At 54.6% G+C, this 18,333-nt stretch carries 20 protein-coding genes and 1 tRNA gene; 9 read left to right on the forward strand and 12 right to left on the reverse strand.

Features of this window, described 5'->3' with window-relative positions:
* Positions 1 to 29 precede the first annotated feature (29 nt).
* Positions 30 to 368, forward strand: coding sequence for a ferredoxin FdxA (gene fdxA / locus BLQ98_RS06055; RefSeq protein ID WP_093732442.1), 339 nt, complete (start codon positions 30 to 32; stop codon positions 366 to 368).
* A 303-nt stretch (positions 369 to 671) separates the two neighbouring features.
* A complete protein-coding gene (locus tag BLQ98_RS06060; protein ID WP_093732443.1) occupies positions 672 to 1,187 on the forward strand; it encodes a CarD family transcriptional regulator in 516 nt (171 codons plus the stop codon).
* Positions 1,188 to 1,273: 86 nt separating this feature from the next.
* Here BLQ98_RS06060 and BLQ98_RS06065 read toward each other — a convergent pair whose 3' ends face one another.
* From BLQ98_RS06065 to BLQ98_RS06075, 3 genes are all read right to left on the reverse strand, one after another.
* Entirely contained in the window at positions 1,274 to 3,208 is a 1,935-nt protein-coding gene (locus tag BLQ98_RS06065) for a cation:proton antiporter domain-containing protein (protein WP_093732444.1), read from the reverse strand.
* Between the two features lie 46 nt (positions 3,209 to 3,254).
* Positions 3,255 to 3,713 (reverse strand): Lrp/AsnC family transcriptional regulator, encoded by a 459-nt coding sequence (locus tag BLQ98_RS06070; RefSeq protein ID WP_093732445.1) that lies wholly within the window; start codon positions 3,711 to 3,713, stop codon positions 3,255 to 3,257.
* Between the two features lie 252 nt (positions 3,714 to 3,965).
* Complete coding sequence (locus BLQ98_RS06075; protein WP_093732446.1) at positions 3,966 to 6,644, reverse strand: hypothetical protein; 2,679 nt, start codon at positions 6,642 to 6,644, stop codon at positions 3,966 to 3,968.
* Between the two features lie 223 nt (positions 6,645 to 6,867).
* Between BLQ98_RS06075 and BLQ98_RS06080 the strand changes: the two genes are divergently transcribed.
* The gene (locus BLQ98_RS06080; RefSeq protein WP_244148378.1) at positions 6,868 to 7,581 is read left to right on the forward strand and encodes an SIMPL domain-containing protein; all 714 of its coding nucleotides are present in this window, start codon (positions 6,868 to 6,870) and stop codon (positions 7,579 to 7,581) included.
* A gap of 88 nt (positions 7,582 to 7,669) precedes the next feature.
* Here the strand turns inward: BLQ98_RS06080 and BLQ98_RS06085 are convergent, their stop codons facing one another.
* The 3 genes from BLQ98_RS06085 to BLQ98_RS18225 form a co-directional block, all read right to left on the reverse strand.
* Entirely contained in the window at positions 7,670 to 8,962 is a 1,293-nt protein-coding gene (locus BLQ98_RS06085) for an O-acetylhomoserine aminocarboxypropyltransferase/cysteine synthase family protein (protein WP_093732447.1), read from the reverse strand.
* Positions 8,963 to 9,086: 124 nt separating this feature from the next.
* On the reverse strand, positions 9,087 to 10,091 hold the full coding sequence (locus BLQ98_RS06090) for a GT-B fold glycosyltransferase domain-containing protein (RefSeq protein WP_093732448.1): 1,005 nt from the start codon (positions 10,089 to 10,091) through the stop codon (positions 9,087 to 9,089).
* A gap of 122 nt (positions 10,092 to 10,213) precedes the next feature.
* A tRNA-Tyr gene (locus BLQ98_RS18225) sits at positions 10,214 to 10,297 on the reverse strand.
* A 127-nt stretch (positions 10,298 to 10,424) separates the two neighbouring features.
* Here BLQ98_RS18225 and rlmB point away from each other — a divergent pair.
* Together rlmB and BLQ98_RS06100 are read left to right on the forward strand one after the other, a co-directional pair.
* A complete protein-coding gene (rlmB, locus tag BLQ98_RS06095) occupies positions 10,425 to 11,201 on the forward strand; it encodes a 23S rRNA (guanosine(2251)-2'-O)-methyltransferase RlmB (protein ID WP_093732449.1) in 777 nt (258 codons plus the stop codon).
* A gap of 554 nt (positions 11,202 to 11,755) precedes the next feature.
* Positions 11,756 to 12,175 carry a CoA-binding protein gene (locus BLQ98_RS06100; RefSeq protein WP_093732450.1) on the forward strand — a complete coding sequence of 140 codons (420 nt, stop codon included), beginning with the start codon at positions 11,756 to 11,758 and terminating at the stop codon, positions 12,173 to 12,175.
* Positions 12,176 to 12,264: 89 nt separating this feature from the next.
* Here BLQ98_RS06100 and BLQ98_RS06105 read toward each other — a convergent pair whose 3' ends face one another.
* From BLQ98_RS06105 to hisA, 3 genes are all read right to left on the reverse strand, one after another.
* Positions 12,265 to 12,570 carry a phosphoribosyl-ATP diphosphatase gene (locus tag BLQ98_RS06105; protein WP_093732451.1) on the reverse strand — a complete coding sequence of 102 codons (306 nt, stop codon included), beginning with the start codon at positions 12,568 to 12,570 and terminating at the stop codon, positions 12,265 to 12,267.
* The gene (hisF, locus tag BLQ98_RS06110; RefSeq protein WP_093732452.1) at positions 12,567 to 13,328 is read right to left on the reverse strand and encodes an imidazole glycerol phosphate synthase subunit HisF; all 762 of its coding nucleotides are present in this window, start codon (positions 13,326 to 13,328) and stop codon (positions 12,567 to 12,569) included. Before hisF ends, BLQ98_RS06105 begins: the two co-directional genes overlap by 4 nt.
* Positions 13,329 to 13,419: 91 nt before the next feature.
* The gene (gene hisA, locus BLQ98_RS06115) at positions 13,420 to 14,136 is read right to left on the reverse strand and encodes a 1-(5-phosphoribosyl)-5-[(5-phosphoribosylamino)methylideneamino]imidazole-4-carboxamide isomerase (RefSeq protein ID WP_093732532.1); all 717 of its coding nucleotides are present in this window, start codon (positions 14,134 to 14,136) and stop codon (positions 13,420 to 13,422) included.
* Between the two features lie 143 nt (positions 14,137 to 14,279).
* Here hisA and BLQ98_RS06120 point away from each other — a divergent pair, with 143 nt between their 5' ends.
* Both BLQ98_RS06120 and BLQ98_RS06125 read left to right on the forward strand, forming a co-directional pair.
* Entirely contained in the window at positions 14,280 to 14,669 is a 390-nt protein-coding gene (locus BLQ98_RS06120) for a DUF2147 domain-containing protein (RefSeq protein ID WP_093732453.1), read from the forward strand.
* Positions 14,670 to 14,800: 131 nt separating this feature from the next.
* Positions 14,801 to 15,193 (forward strand): DUF2147 domain-containing protein, encoded by a 393-nt coding sequence (locus tag BLQ98_RS06125; RefSeq protein WP_237271403.1) that lies wholly within the window; start codon positions 14,801 to 14,803, stop codon positions 15,191 to 15,193.
* 15 nt (positions 15,194 to 15,208) lie between these two features.
* On the opposite strand, the gene hisH is transcribed toward BLQ98_RS06125, so the two are convergent.
* Together hisH and hisB are read right to left on the reverse strand one after the other, a co-directional pair.
* Entirely contained in the window at positions 15,209 to 15,847 is a 639-nt protein-coding gene (gene hisH, locus BLQ98_RS06130) for an imidazole glycerol phosphate synthase subunit HisH (protein ID WP_093732455.1), read from the reverse strand.
* A 2-nt stretch (positions 15,848 to 15,849) separates the two neighbouring features.
* Positions 15,850 to 16,437 carry an imidazoleglycerol-phosphate dehydratase HisB gene (gene hisB, locus BLQ98_RS06135; RefSeq protein WP_093732456.1) on the reverse strand — a complete coding sequence of 196 codons (588 nt, stop codon included), beginning with the start codon at positions 16,435 to 16,437 and terminating at the stop codon, positions 15,850 to 15,852.
* 150 nt (positions 16,438 to 16,587) lie between these two features.
* Here hisB and BLQ98_RS06140 point away from each other — a divergent pair, with 150 nt between their 5' ends.
* On the forward strand, positions 16,588 to 16,827 hold the full coding sequence (locus tag BLQ98_RS06140) for an Lrp/AsnC ligand binding domain-containing protein (protein WP_093732457.1): 240 nt from the start codon (positions 16,588 to 16,590) through the stop codon (positions 16,825 to 16,827).
* The gene (locus BLQ98_RS06145; protein ID WP_093732458.1) at positions 16,824 to 17,159 is read left to right on the forward strand and encodes a hypothetical protein; all 336 of its coding nucleotides are present in this window, start codon (positions 16,824 to 16,826) and stop codon (positions 17,157 to 17,159) included. Before BLQ98_RS06140 ends, BLQ98_RS06145 begins: the two co-directional genes overlap by 4 nt.
* A gap of 3 nt (positions 17,160 to 17,162) precedes the next feature.
* Here the strand turns inward: BLQ98_RS06145 and BLQ98_RS06150 are convergent, their stop codons facing one another.
* A complete protein-coding gene (locus BLQ98_RS06150; RefSeq protein WP_093732459.1) occupies positions 17,163 to 18,107 on the reverse strand; it encodes a response regulator in 945 nt (314 codons plus the stop codon).
* Between the last annotated feature and the right edge of the window lie 226 nt (positions 18,108 to 18,333).

Raw genomic sequence — 18,333 nt, forward strand, 5'->3', positions numbered from 1 at the left:
GGGTTAAACCTGCCATAAAAGATGATGTTATGACCTATATCGTTAACGATGCCTGTATCTCCTGCAAATACACCGACTGCGTTGAAGTATGTCCGGTGGATTGCTTTTATGAAGGCGAGAACATGCTGGTCATTCATCCCGATGAATGTATCGATTGCGGCGTTTGCGAGCCTGAATGCCCTGCGGATGCGATCCGCCCCGACACAGAGCCAGACATGGAAAAGTGGGTTGAATTCAACCGCAAATACTCCGAACTTTGGCCAGTGATCATCACCAAGAAAGACCCACTGCCCGAGGCAGAGGAACGCGACGGCGAAGAGGGCAAGCTGGAGAAATACTTCTCTGAGGCACCCGGCGAAGGCGGCTAAGCGATTCGGCCTCTGGTCATGGGACGCGCGTGATAAAATCTGTCGCCAACCCCCAATAAACGCTGGATTAGCGTGTATTTGATCGAATACGCTTCGCCACCGCTTTCGGGGCGTCGAAATTTGTGATATACGTTATCTCAAATGATGATACCCATGCGCCAAATACCAACCGTTTTGCACAGGTTGAATCAGGACATCTAAAGTTATGAAATGAGGCTGACGGCTCTTTGGGCCGGTCGGTTTTTGTTGTCGTGACTGTATATTTACCCATGCGGGCCGTCCCCGCGCCCAAGGAGCCACTTTATGAGCAAGTCGAAGAAGCTAGATTTTCGTCCGAATGAATTCGTTGTGTATCCGGCACATGGCGTCGGCCAGATCGTTTCGGTCGAAGAGCAGGAAGTTGCAGGCATCTCGCTGGAGCTGTTTGTGATAGCGTTCGAGAAAGACAAGATGACGCTGCGGGTGCCAACGCATAAAGCGACTGAAATCGGTATGCGCGCCCTGAGCAGCCCTGATGTGATTAGCCACGCGATGAAAACGCTTAAGGGTAAGGCAAAGGTCAAGCGGGCCATGTGGTCGCGGCGTGCTCAGGAATATGAGCAAAAGATCAACTCTGGCGATCTGATCGCGATTGCCGAGGTGGTGCGCGACCTGCACCGCACCGATGATCAACGCGAGCAAAGCTATTCCGAGCGCCAGCTGTATGAAGCAGCGCTAGAGCGTCTGACCCGCGAAGTTGCTGCTGTTGCCGGTGGCGATGAGCTGGCCGCGTCCAAGCAGGTTGGTGACGTTCTAGAAAGCCGTGTCGCCGCGGCTTGATCGACGACACTGGTATCAATTTAGCCGCGCCTGATGATGTATCGGGCGCGGCTTTTTTTATGTCATGAGCAGGCGGTAGGTGGGTGTTACGAGCTGCGCTTATCCTCTTGATCGATACGCTTTAAGAACGCGGTTTCCAGATCCTTTTGCAGCTCTTTAGCGCGCGCGACATAGGCCTTGTTCTCGCTTGGCGGTACGTCAGGGCGCCATAGCGCGGCGAGCTCGCGCACAGAGGCACGGTCATGCGAATAGAACATCCGCTGCGCCTCAGCGGCCTCGTAGTCGGACAGACCGAGGTTCTCGAGCACATAGCGCCCCGCACGCAGCGAGCTGTCGAACATCTCGCGGACGATGTCATTCGCGCCGGCCTGGTACTGTTGGTATACATCGGTCCGATCATGGGCGCGGGTCACAATGTGCAAGTCGGGGCATTCCTTACGGGCATAGGCAATCAGTTGGAGCGCCGATTTGGGGTCGTCCAATGCGACGACAAGGACCTTGGCGTCGCGCAGGCCGGCCTTGCGCAGGATATCCGCGCGGGTGGGGTCGCCCAGAAACGCCTTGAAGCCAAAGCGTCGCATGACGGCGATGGTTTCAGGGTTATGGTCCAAGACGACGGTGCGAAAGCCGCTGGCCTGCACGAGCCGGTTCACGATCTGGCCGAACCGTCCGACACCGGCGATGATCACGGTGCCTTGCTCGTCGATTTCATCGGCTACAATCGGGCCGGATTTCTTGTCCATTCGTTTGCTGATCTGGTCGTAAAGGATGAACAAAAGCGGCGTGATCAGCATCGATAGTGCAACCACTAGCAGCAGGGTTTCAGCCACATCATTTGGAATAACCCCTGTGGCTACCGAGAAACTGACCATAACAAACCCGAACTCACCCGCCTGTGCCAGGCCTAGTGCAAAGAGCCAACGATCGCGGCCATGCAGTTTGAATAGGGTGCCCAACCCGTACAGGATGACCCCTTTTACCAGAATAACGAGCAGCGCCATGCCTATGATGATGGTGGTGTCGGCGAAAAGTAAGTCGAAATTAATGCCCGCGCCGACAGTGATAAAGAACAACCCCAGCAGCAGCCCCTTGAAGGGTTCAAGGTCGGTTTCAAGCTCGTGTCGGAATTCGCTGCTGGCCAGAACCACCCCCGCGAGAAAGGCCCCAAGGGCCGGGGACAGGCCCACCAGCATCATCAAGAAAGAGATACCTACGACGATCAGCAGCGCCAAGGCGGTGTACATCTCTCGCAGGTTGGCTGCGTGAATAAAGCGAAAGACAGGTCGGGTGAAAAACACGCCAGTGATGATGATCCCTGCAATTGCCCCTAGGGTCACCAGTGTAATGCCCCACCCCGGCAACCCTTGCACAAGCGAGATCGCTGCCTGCGCGGTTTCGGCACCATGACCGGCTGCCGCCGGCCCGTGTCCCGCGGCAGCGTCTGCCCCATGGGCTGCATCCTCTGGGTTGACCGATATCGATCCGTCGGGCTGCATTTGTGCGGGAAGCTGCGCAACGAGCAGGGGCAGGAAGGCGAGGATCGGAATAACCGCGATATCCTGCGTTAACAGGACCGAGAACACCGACCGGCCGCCAGCAGTCTGCATCAGCCCCTTTTCCGACAGGGTTTGCAGCACGATCGCTGTCGATGACAGTGACAGCGTCAGGCCAATCGCAATTGCTACCCCTAGGGGCTGGTCATAGGCCATGGCGATGCCCATCAAGGCCGCAGCGCTTAGCACGACCTGCATGCCACCAAGCCCCAGCAATCGATGCCGCATGTTCCACAAGGCGCGGGGTTCTAGCTCTAGCCCGATGAGGAACAACATCATCACAACGCCAAATTCGGCGAAATGCTGAAGGTCTTTGGTCTCTGACCCCACGAGCCCAAAGGCTGGCCCGATTAGAATGCCCGCCGCAAGGTATCCCAGCACCGACCCCAGCCCCAAACGGGACGCGATCGGGACCGCTATCACCGCCGCGGCGAGATAGATCGAGGCTTGGAACAAGAAACCTTCCATAAGGGGCAAACTTTCATTTTTGTCGGGCTGGTCCCGAACGGGTCAATCAGATGGGCAGCGGCCCGTCTCGTTTAGGCTGATCCATAACAATCTGGCTATGCACTTTTGCGACAGCGGGATGGGGCAGCAGCACTTCATGGATCAGGTGGTTTAGGCTAGACAGGTCTGTACAGTAGACGCGTAGCAAATAATCCGCATCCCCGGTCATCGTCCAGGCGCTAACGATTTCAGCGTGGGTCGTTACAAGCTGCGCGAAGCTGACTGAATGTTCGGGTTGATGAGTGCCTAGATGCACCTGCACAAATCCTTGGACCATAAGTTCCAGTTTTTGAGGGTCGAGTTGCGCGGTATAGTTTTGAATATATCCTTCGGATTCAAGGCGTTGCCGCCGTCGGCCTGCCTGGGAAGGCGATAGATCCAACGTCTCTCCGAGCTCTTGCGCCGTGAGGTGGGCGTTACGCTGCAACGAAGCCAAAAGGCGTTTATCTGTCTCATCCAATGCCATGCGAGATTATTACATAGATCGGAGAAACAATGCGTCAACCCCGCGTCAAATGTCGGTAGGATCCATTTTCAAACGGCTTAAGCGCGAGATGCTGCGGAATTTATACGGATATTCAAAAGTGCATGAATGACTTAGATCCCACGCGTACTGATCAATTTTTAGGCAGCGTAAGGTTTCGTTTGTTAGAGAAGATGCAGCACCCGATTTGTCACGGTCCATGGAAGTGACAAAAGGGGGGCAGCGGCGCACGCGCTATCCGCGCGGCATCTTCAGTACAACGTCGCGCCCACGTCGATTATAGCGCAGCTCGCTTTCGCCGATCGCAGAGACGCGGCCACCGTCCAAACGATCCCCTACTGCGACTTTCTGATAGCGCCCGTTGCTAAGCCGGATCAGTGCGCGCCGACTGGAAGGTTTGCCGTAAACCCCGATCAGATTGATTGTACGAAGTTTAATCGCATTCTTCACGGTTGCTTGCTTTGAAACCGAAGTTTTGGACGGCACGGCCGGCTTGACCACCTGCGGCGTCACCGTTTTTGCGGCACTGGCGACAGTGACCGGCATCGGTTGCGCGCGCTCGGCACGGCGCACGAGGCGGGAAAAATTGGCCGGGCGCAGGTCGGGGCGTTTGGAAATATCGGTCGCATATCTAGTGGCGTTGTTGACCGGTTCCTGTGGAAGCGCAGCCTTGAGCGCCTCGGCCGCCGCCTTTGCTGCAGCGTCAACTTCGGCCTGTTGGGCGGCGGCTGCGGCTTTGATCACCTGAGCAGACCGTACCGTTGGGCGGAGTGCGGCGAGCTCATTCCGGATCGCGCTGTCAGCTTCAGAACTATCCGGGTCTGAACTATCCGAGTTTGTGCTTTCTAGGTTGGTTGTTTCTGGATTGCTGCTGTCGGTCGCTTCAGGGGGCTCTTCTGGGCGCAATTTAGGCCTGAACTTGGGCGGAGCGGAAGCGACAGACGCCTCAATCACTTCAGCGGCCTTAGGTGCGTCAGGCCGCGCTAAGGTGGCAGGGGGAACGCGGGCCGGCCGGCCTGCAAAGACAATCACCCCATCTGCATTCAACGTGCCCTTTTCGCTTGGAATGACCAAACCGCGATCATCCAGCTTGAACGTTGTGCCTGCGGTCGCGGGCGGTGCCGATATGATGTCGACAACATCGCCGCCGAACGACGCTAGCTTGGGCAAAGCCATCGCTTTATTCGAGGTGCTGACCGGATCAAGACCCCGTGCGAGCACGTTATCCAAGCTCAACATCGCAGGAACCTGAGGTGTTTTGGGCGCAAGGGCCCAGATGCCCGTGGTGGCGTATTTTGCCTCGATTTCCTGCGCGGTCATTTCTGTCGGTTGAAGGTTCTGTGGCGCAGACGTCTCATCAAGAACCGGGTCGCTTTCATCGCGCTGCGGCGTGGCGAGTGCTGCGACTGTCGTATCGTTCGCTTGTTTTGACGGCGCAGGGGGGGCTACATCGCGCTTTGTGCTCTGCTCTATCTTAGGTGCCGCGGTAGGAGCCGACGCCGCCGTCTGCGTGGTGTCACGGGTGCCGAAGATCCGCGAAAGGGTTAGCCCGTCGTCAAGAAACACGGAGGCCCATGCCGCAACGCCCGCCAAAAACACCAGCAAAGCTGCCGTTAAAGCCAATGCCAGAAAGCGGGGCTTGCCCCCTACAGTTTGGTCGTTGCGCGCCCCGAAGACAGTCATCCGGTCGGCTTCATTTACGTCTTTGGCGCGCGTTTTTCCGGCGACCGCAGGCGCGCTCGCGCGCGTTGGTCTGGACCGTGGCGGTAGAGGGAGAGACCTAAGGCGTTTTAAAAACGCAAAGGGCGAGGCTTTGGTCTCGTGGGCTGGCTTTGCGCCGGTCAAAGAGCTGCTATCAGGGACGGGGCCGCCGGCGTTTTCGAGGGGTTGCACGTGGCCGCGGCCGACCGCGGCTGCCACCCGTGGTGCGCTTCGGCGGCTGGAAAAATCTGCAGTGGCTTTCGTTGCAGCAGGGGCCGCAGGTGTCGACTTCGACGGCGCAGTTGTCGGCGCGCCGAGGGCAGGGGGGACTTTGCTCTCGACAGAGACTGTAGAGGTTTTGCCACCTGAGATCACCGGCGCTTTCTCGGTGGCCGACGGTTTCGGCAACGGCGGCGTGACCGATTGGGCGACGGGGTGCGCATCCGGTGCGGCCGTTCCCACAGAGGTATTGCTGGTCTGCTGACGCGTCCCTTCGGGGGCAGCCGAGGCCTTCGGCGCTGGTTTTTCGGCTTTGGGAGGGAGGGTCGTTGCCTCGGCTTCGGCTTGGATTATCGGCGCAGTCAGCCCCAGATCGGTCTTTGGAGGCGCGACAGAGATTTCAGCGATAGGGTCAGATTGCGATTGTTTTTCCTCGGGCGGCGCAACATCGCCCAAAATAACGAGAGGCTGTGTATCTGGCTCCACTTCTTCGCCCGGTTTTAGCCATTGGAAGGCGGTGCCTGTCGGCCCGAAAAACGCCTCGCCCTTGAAGTCATGATCGTCAGCCTGCGCAACGAAACTGACGGGATGAAACCGGTGCTCCGTCGCGAACGCTTCAGCCTCGATCAAGGTTTCGCGCGCGACGGCGGCAATGTGGGTGAGGGGGCCATCGTTGCGTGTGTCAAAGACCAGATCCGTAACGGCATAGGGCGTGGCCCCGTCCAGTGCACGCTTGGCTGCTTCGCGTCGCGCCTGACCGTCCAGCCCAGCTGTATCGATCGACATGAACTTGATCTGATCGTTGGGGATCAGAACCTTGCTGCGCAGGCCGCTTGGTTCAAGCGCGGTTGCGGTGGCACGCAGGGTCGCCAGTTCGGCGGCCATATCTTCGGCGTCGACCGCGACCTCGCCAATCTGCCGCCAGCCGTTAGGGACGCGGTGCAGCAGGCGAATTCCTTGAAAGGAGAGAGACAGTGCAAAGTTAGGCTTCATGGATACGCTTTTATTAGAGGCTTGGAGGCGGTGGAACATTCAGGACAGCAATAGATTGCCATTACCACGTGGATTGCCAGCAAAACAGTGTGTCGGTTCAGAGCAAAGGAATAGAGCAGTAGTTTGCTCATGAAAAGAGTCGAGCTCACAGGAGGCTTGCAGCGATCTGGGCGGAAGGCCACACAGGAGCCCAGCGGATATTACCAGAAAAAGGGTCAACAATATGCGAATGTTAAATATCAGAGTTTTCAAATTTGCGGCAATTCTTTGCGTGGGTTTCGCGTCTGGTGCGCTGGCGCAGCAAGCCCCACAAGGCATCACTGTAAGCGGCGAGGGTGTCGTTTCGCTTGCCCCGGATACGGCCACGATCCGCTTAGGGGTAAGCGAGCGCGCCGCGTCTGCCGCGGAAGCAATGGCACAAACATCCGAAAAAGTTCGTGGAATTTTAAATCAATTGGATTCACTAAAAATTGCTGGCCTCGACCGTCGGACAAGCGGGCTCTACCTGCGTCCAGTCTACGATAATGGGTCTCGCAACGACACGACGCCGGTACAAGTCTCGGGGTATGAAGCGGGGAACACGGTGAGTGTGACAGTGCGCGATCTTAGTAAACTGGGGCAGCTGTTGGATGCCGTGGTGGCCGAAGGTGCGAATGACTTTAATGGTTTGCAATTCGGGTTGCAGGATAACCAAGCCGCGCTGGAGCAGGCTCGTAAAGATGCCGTTTCAGATGCTATGGCGCGGGCGCAGCAGCTTGCCGATGCCGCCGGGGTTAAACTTGGCAAAGTGGTGAGCATGTCGGAAACCAGCCAAGGTTTCCGTCCAATGGAGATGCGCAGCGCGCAGATGAAAAGCATGGATATGCCCATCGAAACCGGTGAGGTCGACGTTAGCGCGCAGGTGTCATTGCAGTTTGAAATCGCCGGTGCAGACTAACCGTGTGAGATAGATCAAGCGCGTACCCTAGGGTGCTTTGGTTAAGGCAAACCCCGCCAGCATTACGCTTTGGCGGGGTTTTTTGTGGTTAAGCGGTTGCTATGGACAAGGCTTGATCAAGGTCGGCGATCAGGTCTGCCGCATCCTCTGTCCCGATCGACAACCGCACGACATTTGCCCCGGCACCCGCGGCTTCCTGCTGCTCAGCACTCAATTGGCGGTGCGTGGTCGAGGCGGAGTGAATGATCAGCGACCGCGTGTCACCGAGGTTGGCGACGTGGCTAAAGATTTCCAGCGCGTTCACCAGTTTGACGCAAGCATCGTACCCGCCTTTGACAGCAAAGGTGAACAAACCACCGGCCCCTTTGGGGCACACTTTTTTCGCACGTTCGAAATAGGGAGATGATTGCAGCCCTGCATAGGTGACATAGTCAACCCGGTCATCGTTCTCGAGCCAAGTCGCGATTTTCTGTGCGTTTTCAACATGGCGTTCCATCCGTAACGACAACGTCTCAGTGCCCATAAGTGTATAATGGGCAGCCTGGGGGTTCATTGTCATCCCAAGGTCGCGTAACCCGATGGCAATGCCATGAAAGGTAAAGGCCAGCCCACCAAATGTCTCGTGGAAGTTGAGCCCGTGGTAGGCTGGCTCGGGCTGGCTAAGCGACGGGAACTTGTCATTCGCCGACCAGTCAAATTTGCCCGAGTCGACGATGCAGCCTCCAGTAACTGTTCCGTTGCCGGTGAGGTATTTGGTCGTAGAATGGACCACGAGCGTCGCCCCAAGTTCGATCGGACGACACAGGTATGGCGTCGCCGTTGTGTTATCGATGATCAGCGGTACCCCCGCATCGTCTGCAACGTCTGCAATTGCCCGTACGTCCATAATGTAGCCGCCCGGGTTCGCGATCGCCTCGCCAAAGATGGCGCGTGTATCGTCGTCAACCGCGTCTTTGACGGCATCGATATCATCAAAATCCACGAACTTGCAGGACCAGCCGAAACGTTTGATCGTCTGGCTGAACTGCGTCACCGTGCCGCCATACAGCCGGGTCGACGCAATGATATTCTTACCCGGCCCCATGAGCGGAAATAGCGCCATGATCTGAGCTGCATGCCCTGAAGAGCAACAAACAGCCCCGACGCCTCCCTCAAGCGTCGCGATCCGTTCTTGCAAGACCGCCACGGTCGGGTTCGTCAGGCGGGAATAGATGAACCCCACCTCTTGCAAGTTGAACAATGCTGCTGCGTGGTCAGCATCTCGAAACACATAGGCTGTCGTTTGATAGATCGGCGTCTGTCGCGCACCGGTCGCCGGATCAGGTTTGGCCCCTGCATGTATCTGCAAGGTATCGAAACCATAATTGCTGCTATCTGTCATCGGTATTCTCCCTAAAATCGTCTGCAATATGGTTAGGTGAACCGATGTAGGCGCACAAGCCGTAGGTCGCAGGGACACCGGCTATGATGCTTCTGGATGGCGTGGGGTTAACTTGTGATTGAGCTCATCGAAGCCAATAGCCGTTTGATTTCAGGCGATTCCGAATGGCTTGTTCTTTGCGCGGAAGGTTCGTCTGGTCAAATAGGGCCCGTGCTTTACGGCCGCGTCCATTATAGACCATCCGTTTAATCGGCTCAGATCCTTTAAGAACTTTTTTAAGCTTATTTGGTGCCGCAATCTTTTCTAATAGATCAACGACATAATCTGGTTCGCGCGCATAGAGCAGGGGGATAAAACGATAGTGGCAGCTGACGGAGCCATCTATCATCCCATCTGGCAAAGTGTCTCGTCCTCCCCCAAGCGCGTGGATCACTAGCGGTAAAGCAACCTGATCGAGCCAGGGGTCAAAGGACTGCGCGCAGAGCTCTGTCGGCGGATCATCCCGAATTGCCAAAGCGTATTCGAGAAACTTTGCACCAAATTCATGGGGGCAGCGGTAGAAGAAGAATCCCGCGTTAAAATATAGATAGCGCTGCCAGTAATCATCGGGTTGGCTGTGGTCGAGACTGCTATCGAAATCTAGATCAAATTTATCATAAAGGGACTTCCACAGGCCCCCATACTGGGGCCCGTAAAGCTGAGGAACGGGCCACGTGTTGGTGCGCCGCATAGAGGCCATCGGACGTTCAAAATTGAACGGAACAGAGGCGAGATCCCCTGTAAGCAGTGTGTCTGTGTCAAAGAACACAAACGGCTCCGCGGCGGGAAGTGCGCTGATCATTTCGATCTTGTTGCCATAGGGATAGGCGTCTCCGAAGTGACGCGTTTCAAAGGGAACAATATTTGCGCCGAGTTGATGCAGCGCAGAAATTATCTCTGGGTTCTTGATCCGTGGGTCAGTGGACCATAGTGGACCCGGTTGCGGTTCCATTACATAAAGTTTGCCCTTAAAATTAGGGCTATTGTGACGCAGCGAAGCAGCAAAAAGAAGCGCTTCATACGCAAGTCGCCCGTGTTGGCCGACAATAGCAATATTGAATACTTGATCCGGTTCGGAAGCTTGGGCCACGCGCACCCCCCTATTTCTGCGACAGCAAACTCGATAGCTAACGTGTGTCACAGATACGTGCTACAGTACAACGCATCAAAGGAATATGCCGCTATACTTCAGGATATAAGCTGAGGAAAAAGTGGTGGGCGACCCTGGAATCGAACCAGGCGTGCGTCTCCGCGAGGGAGTTACAGTCCCCTGCCACACCTTGCGGCCTGTCGCCCACTTTAACCCTGTGCATTGCACCGGATGTGAAGGCGTGATTACAAGCGGGCAGTATTAGCGTCAAGGCGAAAACCTGTGAAAATCGCAGTGAATTTTACCTTGGGATAAAAGATAGAAGGTTCGGCGATGAAAAAACCTAAGTGGGTTGTACAAAAAGAGCAGGAAAAGAAGGCGGATGCGAACCAAACAGTTTGGTTGTTCGGGCTTCATGCGGTGCGTGATGCGCTAGAAAACCCTAAGCGAGAAAAAATAAAATTGATGGTGACCCCCAACGCGCAAATCAAGTTGGAAGAGGCAATCGTCAAAGCCGGCATTGAGCCTGAGGTCGTTGATCCCCGGAAATTCCGTCCTCCGCTCGATCCAGGCTCGGTCCATCAGGGTGCCGTGCTGGAAGTAAAGCCACTAAGCTGGGGCTCGCTGAAGGATGTCTGCATTGGTGCGGAGGCCCCGCGGGTATTGTTGCTTGATCGGGTGACAGACCCCCATAACGTCGGCGCAATTCTGCGTTCAGCAGAGGTATTGGGCGCATCCGCCGTCGTTGGGATGCGCCACCATGCAGCGCCCGAAACCGGTGCCCTCGCGAAAACTGCGAGCGGGGCACTTGAGCGACAGCCCTACTTGCGCGTTCGGAACTTGGCCGACGCGATAAAAGAGCTGCAGTCCATGGGGTATCTCGTTCTTGGGCTAGATGGCGAAGCCGAAGCAACGGTTGAATCCGCACTCGAAGGGAAGCGAGACCGTCCCGTTGCGCTTGTTCTTGGGGCAGAGGGGCCGGGTTTGCGCGAGAAAACCAAAGAAACGGTGGACGCCTTGGTGCGCATCGACGCCACGGGCGGGTTTGGCTCTCTAAATGTCTCGAACGCTGCTGCGATCGCGCTGTATGCGTCGCGCGACCATAGCTAAGCGTTTCGCGGTATACTTTACCAAGATTGCCACTTGCGGTTCTTGCGGGAGAATAGCGGCCTCAAATTTTGAGCGCTGGATAGCATGAGCTTTCCTGCGCTCAAAATGGATTCCCACTCTACGAAAAAAAACGAGTTCCAACGTATTAGGCTCCTGTCTCGTCCTGTCAGCCAAAACAAACCAAGGCTGGCATGTCTTAATTGCAGTCGCGTTATGGTCGCGTCCATAACCATTTCATAAAACTAAGGACGTTAAAAAAATAGGTAACATGGACTGCGAAAATCCCGGCTGGAGCGGCAACTATGAAGAGTGCGCTTAAATCAATTTTTGGCGTTGCTGTAGTACATGGCGAAAAACGGCTGATGCCTTCATACTTTGTTCACGGATATGTCAGAAGCTCTTTGAATGAAGCAAATCATTCTTATTTGTTTTTTCATGACGGCAGGCCTGGAACTCCTGCTGATCACCTAACTGTCCCTCGTTCCGTACCTTGCGCCCTCACGTTTGACGTGAAGGGCGCTTTTTTTGTGGGCGTTTAAAGTTTAGTAAGACCTATGCCATACACAGATACTCAGCTGACGAAGATTTTTAAGAATACCAAACGCATTGCTGTTGTTGGGGCCTCAATGACCCCGTTGCGGCCAAGCAATTATGTTGCGCAGTATTTGATATCGAAGGGATACGATATCATTCCGGTCAATCCAGCGCACGCGGGACTGACACTATTTGATACGACTGTCTTGGCAGGAATGTCAGACATAGTAGGGCAAGTCGATATGGTCGATATATTCCGACGGTCCGAAGCGGTTCCTGAGATTGTCGATGAAGCATTGGAGGTATTTCCAGATCTTGGCACTATCTGGATGCAAATTGGGGTTCAGCATCCTGTCGCTGCGGCGAAAGCTGAAGCAAAGGGTGTAGCTGTGATTCAGAATAGATGCCCGAAAATCGAGTTTCAGAGGCTGTTTAATTGAGGCTCGCCGGTGCTCGTTGCTATCAAAAAGATTGCCTTAGGCCGTGATGACATAATGTAGCGGCCCTACATCATCAAGTTTCGTGCGCGTCAGCGAGAGTCCTTTTCAGCCAGACCACTTTGGTGTTGGCGGCGGGTCAGTTCGGCGAATACGTCAGACAGCGCCACATCTCGCGACGCGAGCATAACGAGGAGGTGATACAGTACATCCGCTGCCTCTGAAGTCAGCTTTGCTTTGTCATTCTTAACGGCTTCGATAATTGCTTCGACGGCCTCTTCGCCGAACTTTTCGGCGCACTTCTCGGGCCCTTTGGCGAGCAATTGGGCGGTCCAGCTGCTTGTGGGATCCGAATGCTTTCGAGACTGGATCGTCGCAAATAAATCTTCGAGCATCATGAGAGCCTCATAGGAATACCGGCGTCGGACATATGTTGTTTAGCCTGAGCGACTGTGAACTCGCCGAAGTGAAAAATTGATGCTGCAAGGACTGCAGAAGCGCCGCCCTTGGTTACGCCATCAACCAGATGATCCAATGTACCCACCCCGCCGGAAGCGATCACCGGAACTGAAACTGCATCTGAGATGGCTCGCGTCAACGGAATATTAAATCCTTGCTTGGTACCGTCTCGGTCCATGGAGGTAAGAAGAATCTCTCCCGCACCTTTTTCTGCGACGGTCCTTGCAAACTCAACGGCATCGATGCCCGTGGCCCTGCGACCGCCATGGGTAAATATTTCCCACTTTCCGGGAGCGACAGTTTTCGCATCGATCGCGCATACGATACATTGACTGCCAAACTGATCGGCAGCATGCGCAATGACATCCGGGTCGGCCACTGCGGCAGAATTAAAGCTGACTTTGTCGGCCCCTGCTAAGAGCAGCGCACGCACATCTGCGACAGCGCGGACACCACCGCCAACTGTTAGCGGGATGTAGCAGTGTTCGGCAGTACGCGTCACGAGATCGAACATTGTGCCGCGGTTTTCGTGAGTTGCATGAATATCAAGAAAGCAAAGTTCATCGGCCCCCGCGGCGTCATACGCGATTGCTGCGTCCACGGGATCACCTGCATCGCGAAGACCAACGAAATTAACGCCTTTGACAACGCGACCATCAGCGACATCAAGGCAAGGAATGATACGGGTCTTTAGCATGTGATCTTTCTCGCGACGGGGGCGGGCGAAAGCGGTTGGACGGCTGTCCGCCCACCACAAACCACCCGAGAATTTGAAACCAGTTGGAAGCTTAGGCAAGCGCCTTCAATGCTTCGGTTAGGTTGATTGCACCATCATAAAGCGCCCGGCCGGAAATGGCACCGGAAATCACGCCGGTTTTTTTCAGCGCTTGAAGATCCGCAAGAGAGCTTACGCCGCCGGAGGCGATGACGGGAATGTTTACAGCGCGGGCCAATGCGGCGGTCGCATCGATATTAGGGCCTCCCATGGCACCATCCCGCATGATGTCCGTATAAATAATCGCCGCGACGCCAGCATCTTCGAACGATTTAGCGAGATCTGTAACCATTACATCGGTTTCTTCAGCCCAACCTTTCGTCGCCACGCGACCGTTTCTCGCATCAATACCAACGGCAACCTTGCCGGGAAAGGCGCGGGCCGCTTCGCGTACCAGTACGGGATTTTCGACAGCTACAGTACCTAAAATCACGCGTGCTAGGCCTTTATCCAACCAAGCTTCGATGGTCGCCATATCGCGGATTCCACCGCCAAGCTGGGCGGGAACCTTGCAGGATTTTAATATGGCTTCGACTGGAGCAGCATTAACCGGCGTGCCAGCGAAAGCGCCGTTCAGGTCCACAAGATGAAGCCAAGTGCAACCAGCATCCACAAACGACTGTGCCTGAGCCGCGGGGTCATCGTTGAAAACAGTAGATTTTTCCATGTCGCCGTGCACAAGACGCACGGCTTGCCCATCTTTGAGGTCGATAGCGGGGTAGAGGATCATAGCGTTGCCCTTGGCTTTGGGGGAGTTGGCTTCAATTGCCATGCTGCGCGCTCTATTGCAACGCAACAGAGGTGTCCCCTACGTCAAGCTTGCCTGAATCGTCATAATCGCTTCAATTTACGGTCATATCGGGAGGATATATGATGAAAATGACAATTTTTGCGGCAATTGCAAGCTTGGGATTTGCAGGCGCGGCGATGGCAGCGGATCCAGCGGTCGGCGTTTGGCAGACTCAACCGGATGACGGGGCATATGCACATGTCAAGATGGTCCCGTGTGGTAGCGCGGTTTGCGGGACGATCCAGCGGACGTTCAATGCGTCTGGAGAGTACAAATCCGAGAATATTGGCAAGCAGCTGGTTATCGACATGAAGCCCGACGGTAGCGGTAAATACGCCGGCAAAGTCTGGCGGCCTTCAAATAATAAAATATACATCGGCAAGATGGCGGTCGCGGGCAACAGCCTAAAGCTTTCCGGCTGTGTAGCTGGCGGATTGTTATGCTCTAAGCAGGATTGGCAGCGGATTAAATAACCCATTGGGCGTACTGTAATCTAGCTAAATTTGCACGAATCGGGGCGCGGGTGTAGGATGCACTCGCGCCTTGGTTTTTTGGTGCGTTGCTAAAAAGCTGTAAGGCATGTGTCGCTTGGGGGAGTGATACGATGTTTTTATTAAAATATATTTACTGTGCTGCTATTTTTGCAGTTTCTTCGACCACTGTTTTTGCTGATGTCGTCGAAGGTGTTTGGAAATCCACACCGGATGTTAACGGATTAGTCGTTCATGTACGCGCAAAGCCCTGTGGGCCAGCGCTGTGTGGGACAGTTGAACGTGCCAAAGACCGGCGTGGATATGACAAACGCTCGACCGCGGTTGGTAAGCGGGTATTCTGGGATATGAAACCGCAGCCTGATGGCAGCTATGTCGGCACATTGCTGGGAACCTCTGCCTCGGAAATGCGCAAGGCGACGATGCTCGTCCATGGCAATGCAATGCGGCTACAGACCTGTATCGGCGATGCGTGCAACGAGATGATCTGGACGCGCCTCCGATAGAAGGCATCCCCGTTGTTAGGGGCGCCAGTTCAAGAAATTTGCGATCATGCGAAGACCGGTCGTCTGGCTCTTTTCAGGATGGAATTGCATGCCGATCATGGTGTCGCGACCAATGACTGCGGTGACGTCGCCTGCGTAATCGACATGGGCCAGACGTTCTGAATTATGACGCACGTCCATATGATAACTATGTACAAAATAGGTATGATCGCCAGTCTTTATACCATCAAAAACAGGGTGGGGGTGGTCGATGATCAAATCATTCCAGCCCATGTGCGGCACCTTTAAAGCAGGGTCGCGCGGCGTGATTTTAGTCACTTCACCTTCAATCCAATCGAGCCCTGCCGTATCCTCATATTCGCGGCCCATGGATGCCATCAACTGCATGCCGACACAAATGCCGAGGAAAGGCCGCCCCTTCTCTACGGCCGCTTCGATCATAGCGGCATAGATCCCGCTTTGACCCTTTAAAGTTGCCATGCACGACGGAAACGCACCATCACCCGGCAGCACAATACGGTCAGCGCGGGCAACAACATCGGCATCCGCGGTAACGATAACATCACCTGCATCACATTCCCGCGCCATCCGTTGGAAGGCTTTGTGAGCCGAGTGAAGGTTGCCCGACTCGTAGTCAATAATAGCTGTTAACATCGTCAAAGCGCACCTTTGGTAGATGGTATATCGGTCGCTTTACGCGGATCCGTCTCAACTGCGTCGCGCAAAGCGCGGGCAACGGACTTGAATACAGCCTCTGCGATGTGATGGCTATTAATGCCGTGCAGCATGTCGATGTGGAGCGTGATGCCGCCATGGGTGCTGAGTGCTTGGAAGAATTCACGTACCAGTTCGGTATCAAAATTACCAATTTTCGCGGTGGGCAGATCAACGTTCCAGATCAGAAAGGGACGCGCTGAAAGGTCCAGCGCCGTGCGGATCAACGCGTCATCCATTGGCAACAGACAAGCACCGTACCGACGAATTCCGCGCTTATCGCCAAGGGCAGTGCTAAGGGCCTGCCCGAGTGTGATCCCCACATCTTCCACTGTGTGGTGGTCATCAATATGCAAATCACCTTTCGCGGAGATTTTCATGTCGATCAACGAATGGCGTGCCAGTTGGTCGAGCATATGGTCAAAGAAACCAATTCCGGTTTCATTGGCATAGGAACCCGTTCCGTCTAGGTTAATCTCGACACTGATTTCGGTTTCAGCAGTGGAGCGATTGATGGTGGTCTTGCGCACGTGAGTATCCTTGTCTTTCGGTATCTTATAGCAGTGCAAACCGTCGCGCCAAGTCTAAGCGTCTTTCGTCAGGTCTGGGTTAATCAGCGATTGCGGCGATACCCGCCTTATGTCAGCTTGGGCCTGTCGCAAATAGTCGAAAGTCTCCCCATGTCCACCTGCGTGTTCATTCAGATTCGGTGTCGGCCGGGCACAACCTATCGCGTTGCCGAAGAGGTCGCACTGCGGGAAATACACTCCGAGCTATATTCAACATCTGGCGATTTTGATCTTTTGATGAAGCTATACATTCCGTCGGGCAAAGACATCGGCGTCTATATCAATGATAACCTTCTGGACATCGACGGTATCGAACGCTCGCTCACGACGATGACGTTCAAAGCGTTTTGAAGCTTCTGATCTCGACTGCTGTCGTCTGGTCTGTATTGTCCGGTGCCGTGCTGGCCCTTACCTATGAGGGCGAGGAAGCTGCAGCCTTGCGTTGCGCAAATATGATTGCCCATACGGCGGTCACATTGGCCCGGGCAGAGATGATCGGTGAGCACGAAAAGACAGTTATGCTCGGCGTCACCGTTCTGATCCTAGAAAGGCATGTGAGCGGAACGCGCGGGCAGAAAAAGACGGCCATGACCATTTTGCGCGACCGTCGCACGATCGATCAGACGCTCGAAGACTATCGCAAGCATGCCGCGCATTGTTTGGTTCAGTTCCCGATCAACTGAACCTTAAGCCGCTGCGCATTTCGTTGCATAGCGCGATTCGGCGCGCGACAGCGCCCGTTCAAAGGTCTTTTTGACCCGCTGAGTTCGGTTCGCATTCGGTGGGATGGGGGTGCCGACTGACAGGCTGATGGATTTACCGTTGGCGTCACCTTGGGCCAAACTCAATGCGTCCATTTTCGCCTGTAACCCTGTTTCCATCCGGTTCCATTCAGGCAAGTTCGGATCGCGCGTAATACACAGAAATGCACCGTTGCCTTCGTACGACATGAGCAGATGAGGACAGGTGATAAGGTCAGACAACGTCTCGGCCAGGCTGGTTAAAATATGGACGTAGTCATGGCGGGATATTTGGTCGAACAGGCGCTCAGCATCATCAATAGAGACGCAAAATACCTGATATTTGTCCAATTCACTGCGTTCAAGCTGGGTGATGTAATTGCCAAGTGAAAACGATAGAATAAGCCGGCCCACATTCGCCAGATAGAGTTTATCGGCGAGTTTTATATCCGGTGGAGTCAGCGTATCGACTTCTGATAAGTCGCTGGCATCAATGCGTTTTATCGTTTTTGAGGAAACCAGCAAACGCTCTGCCACACGAATCCTGTTATAGATATCTTTAAGGTTGAAAGGCTTTGCGATGTAGTCGTTTGCACCTGCGGCAAAGGCTTTTTCGATCGAAATGGAATCAGTCTTCGCTGTCAGCATCAAGATCGGCTTATTTTCATATCCTGGAAGGGTTCGTATCCTGCCGCAAAGCTCAATGCCGTCCATTTCAGGCATATCAACGTCTAACAAAAGGCAGTCAAATGGCACTTTTGCAGCATCGATCATCTCGAGTGCTGCTGGGCCTGAAGGGGCTGTGTGCAGATCGTTCAAGTCCGCCTGTTCAAACATTGCAGGAAGAAGCTCAAGGATGAATGGATCGTCATCAACGGCTAAAATTTTCACATTGGTCTCCTTCCGAGAATTGCATCGACGTTTCGAAGCAACCTACGTCAAACTCCCTTAACGTTAGTAAACAAAACCGGCAACAATATGACTTTTTGCAAATTTCGCCTTGTGCGGGAAATATGCGCTTTTGATCAGAAAAGGTGAATAGATATCTTTTGCAATCGGAAAAACATTGCAGAATAGTTGCCGTAAAATCGGCTTATTTTTGGTCCAATGATAGGAA

It is taken from the genome of Sulfitobacter litoralis, assembly GCF_900103185.1.
In the GTDB taxonomy this organism is placed as follows: domain Bacteria; phylum Pseudomonadota; class Alphaproteobacteria; order Rhodobacterales; family Rhodobacteraceae; genus Sulfitobacter; species Sulfitobacter litoralis.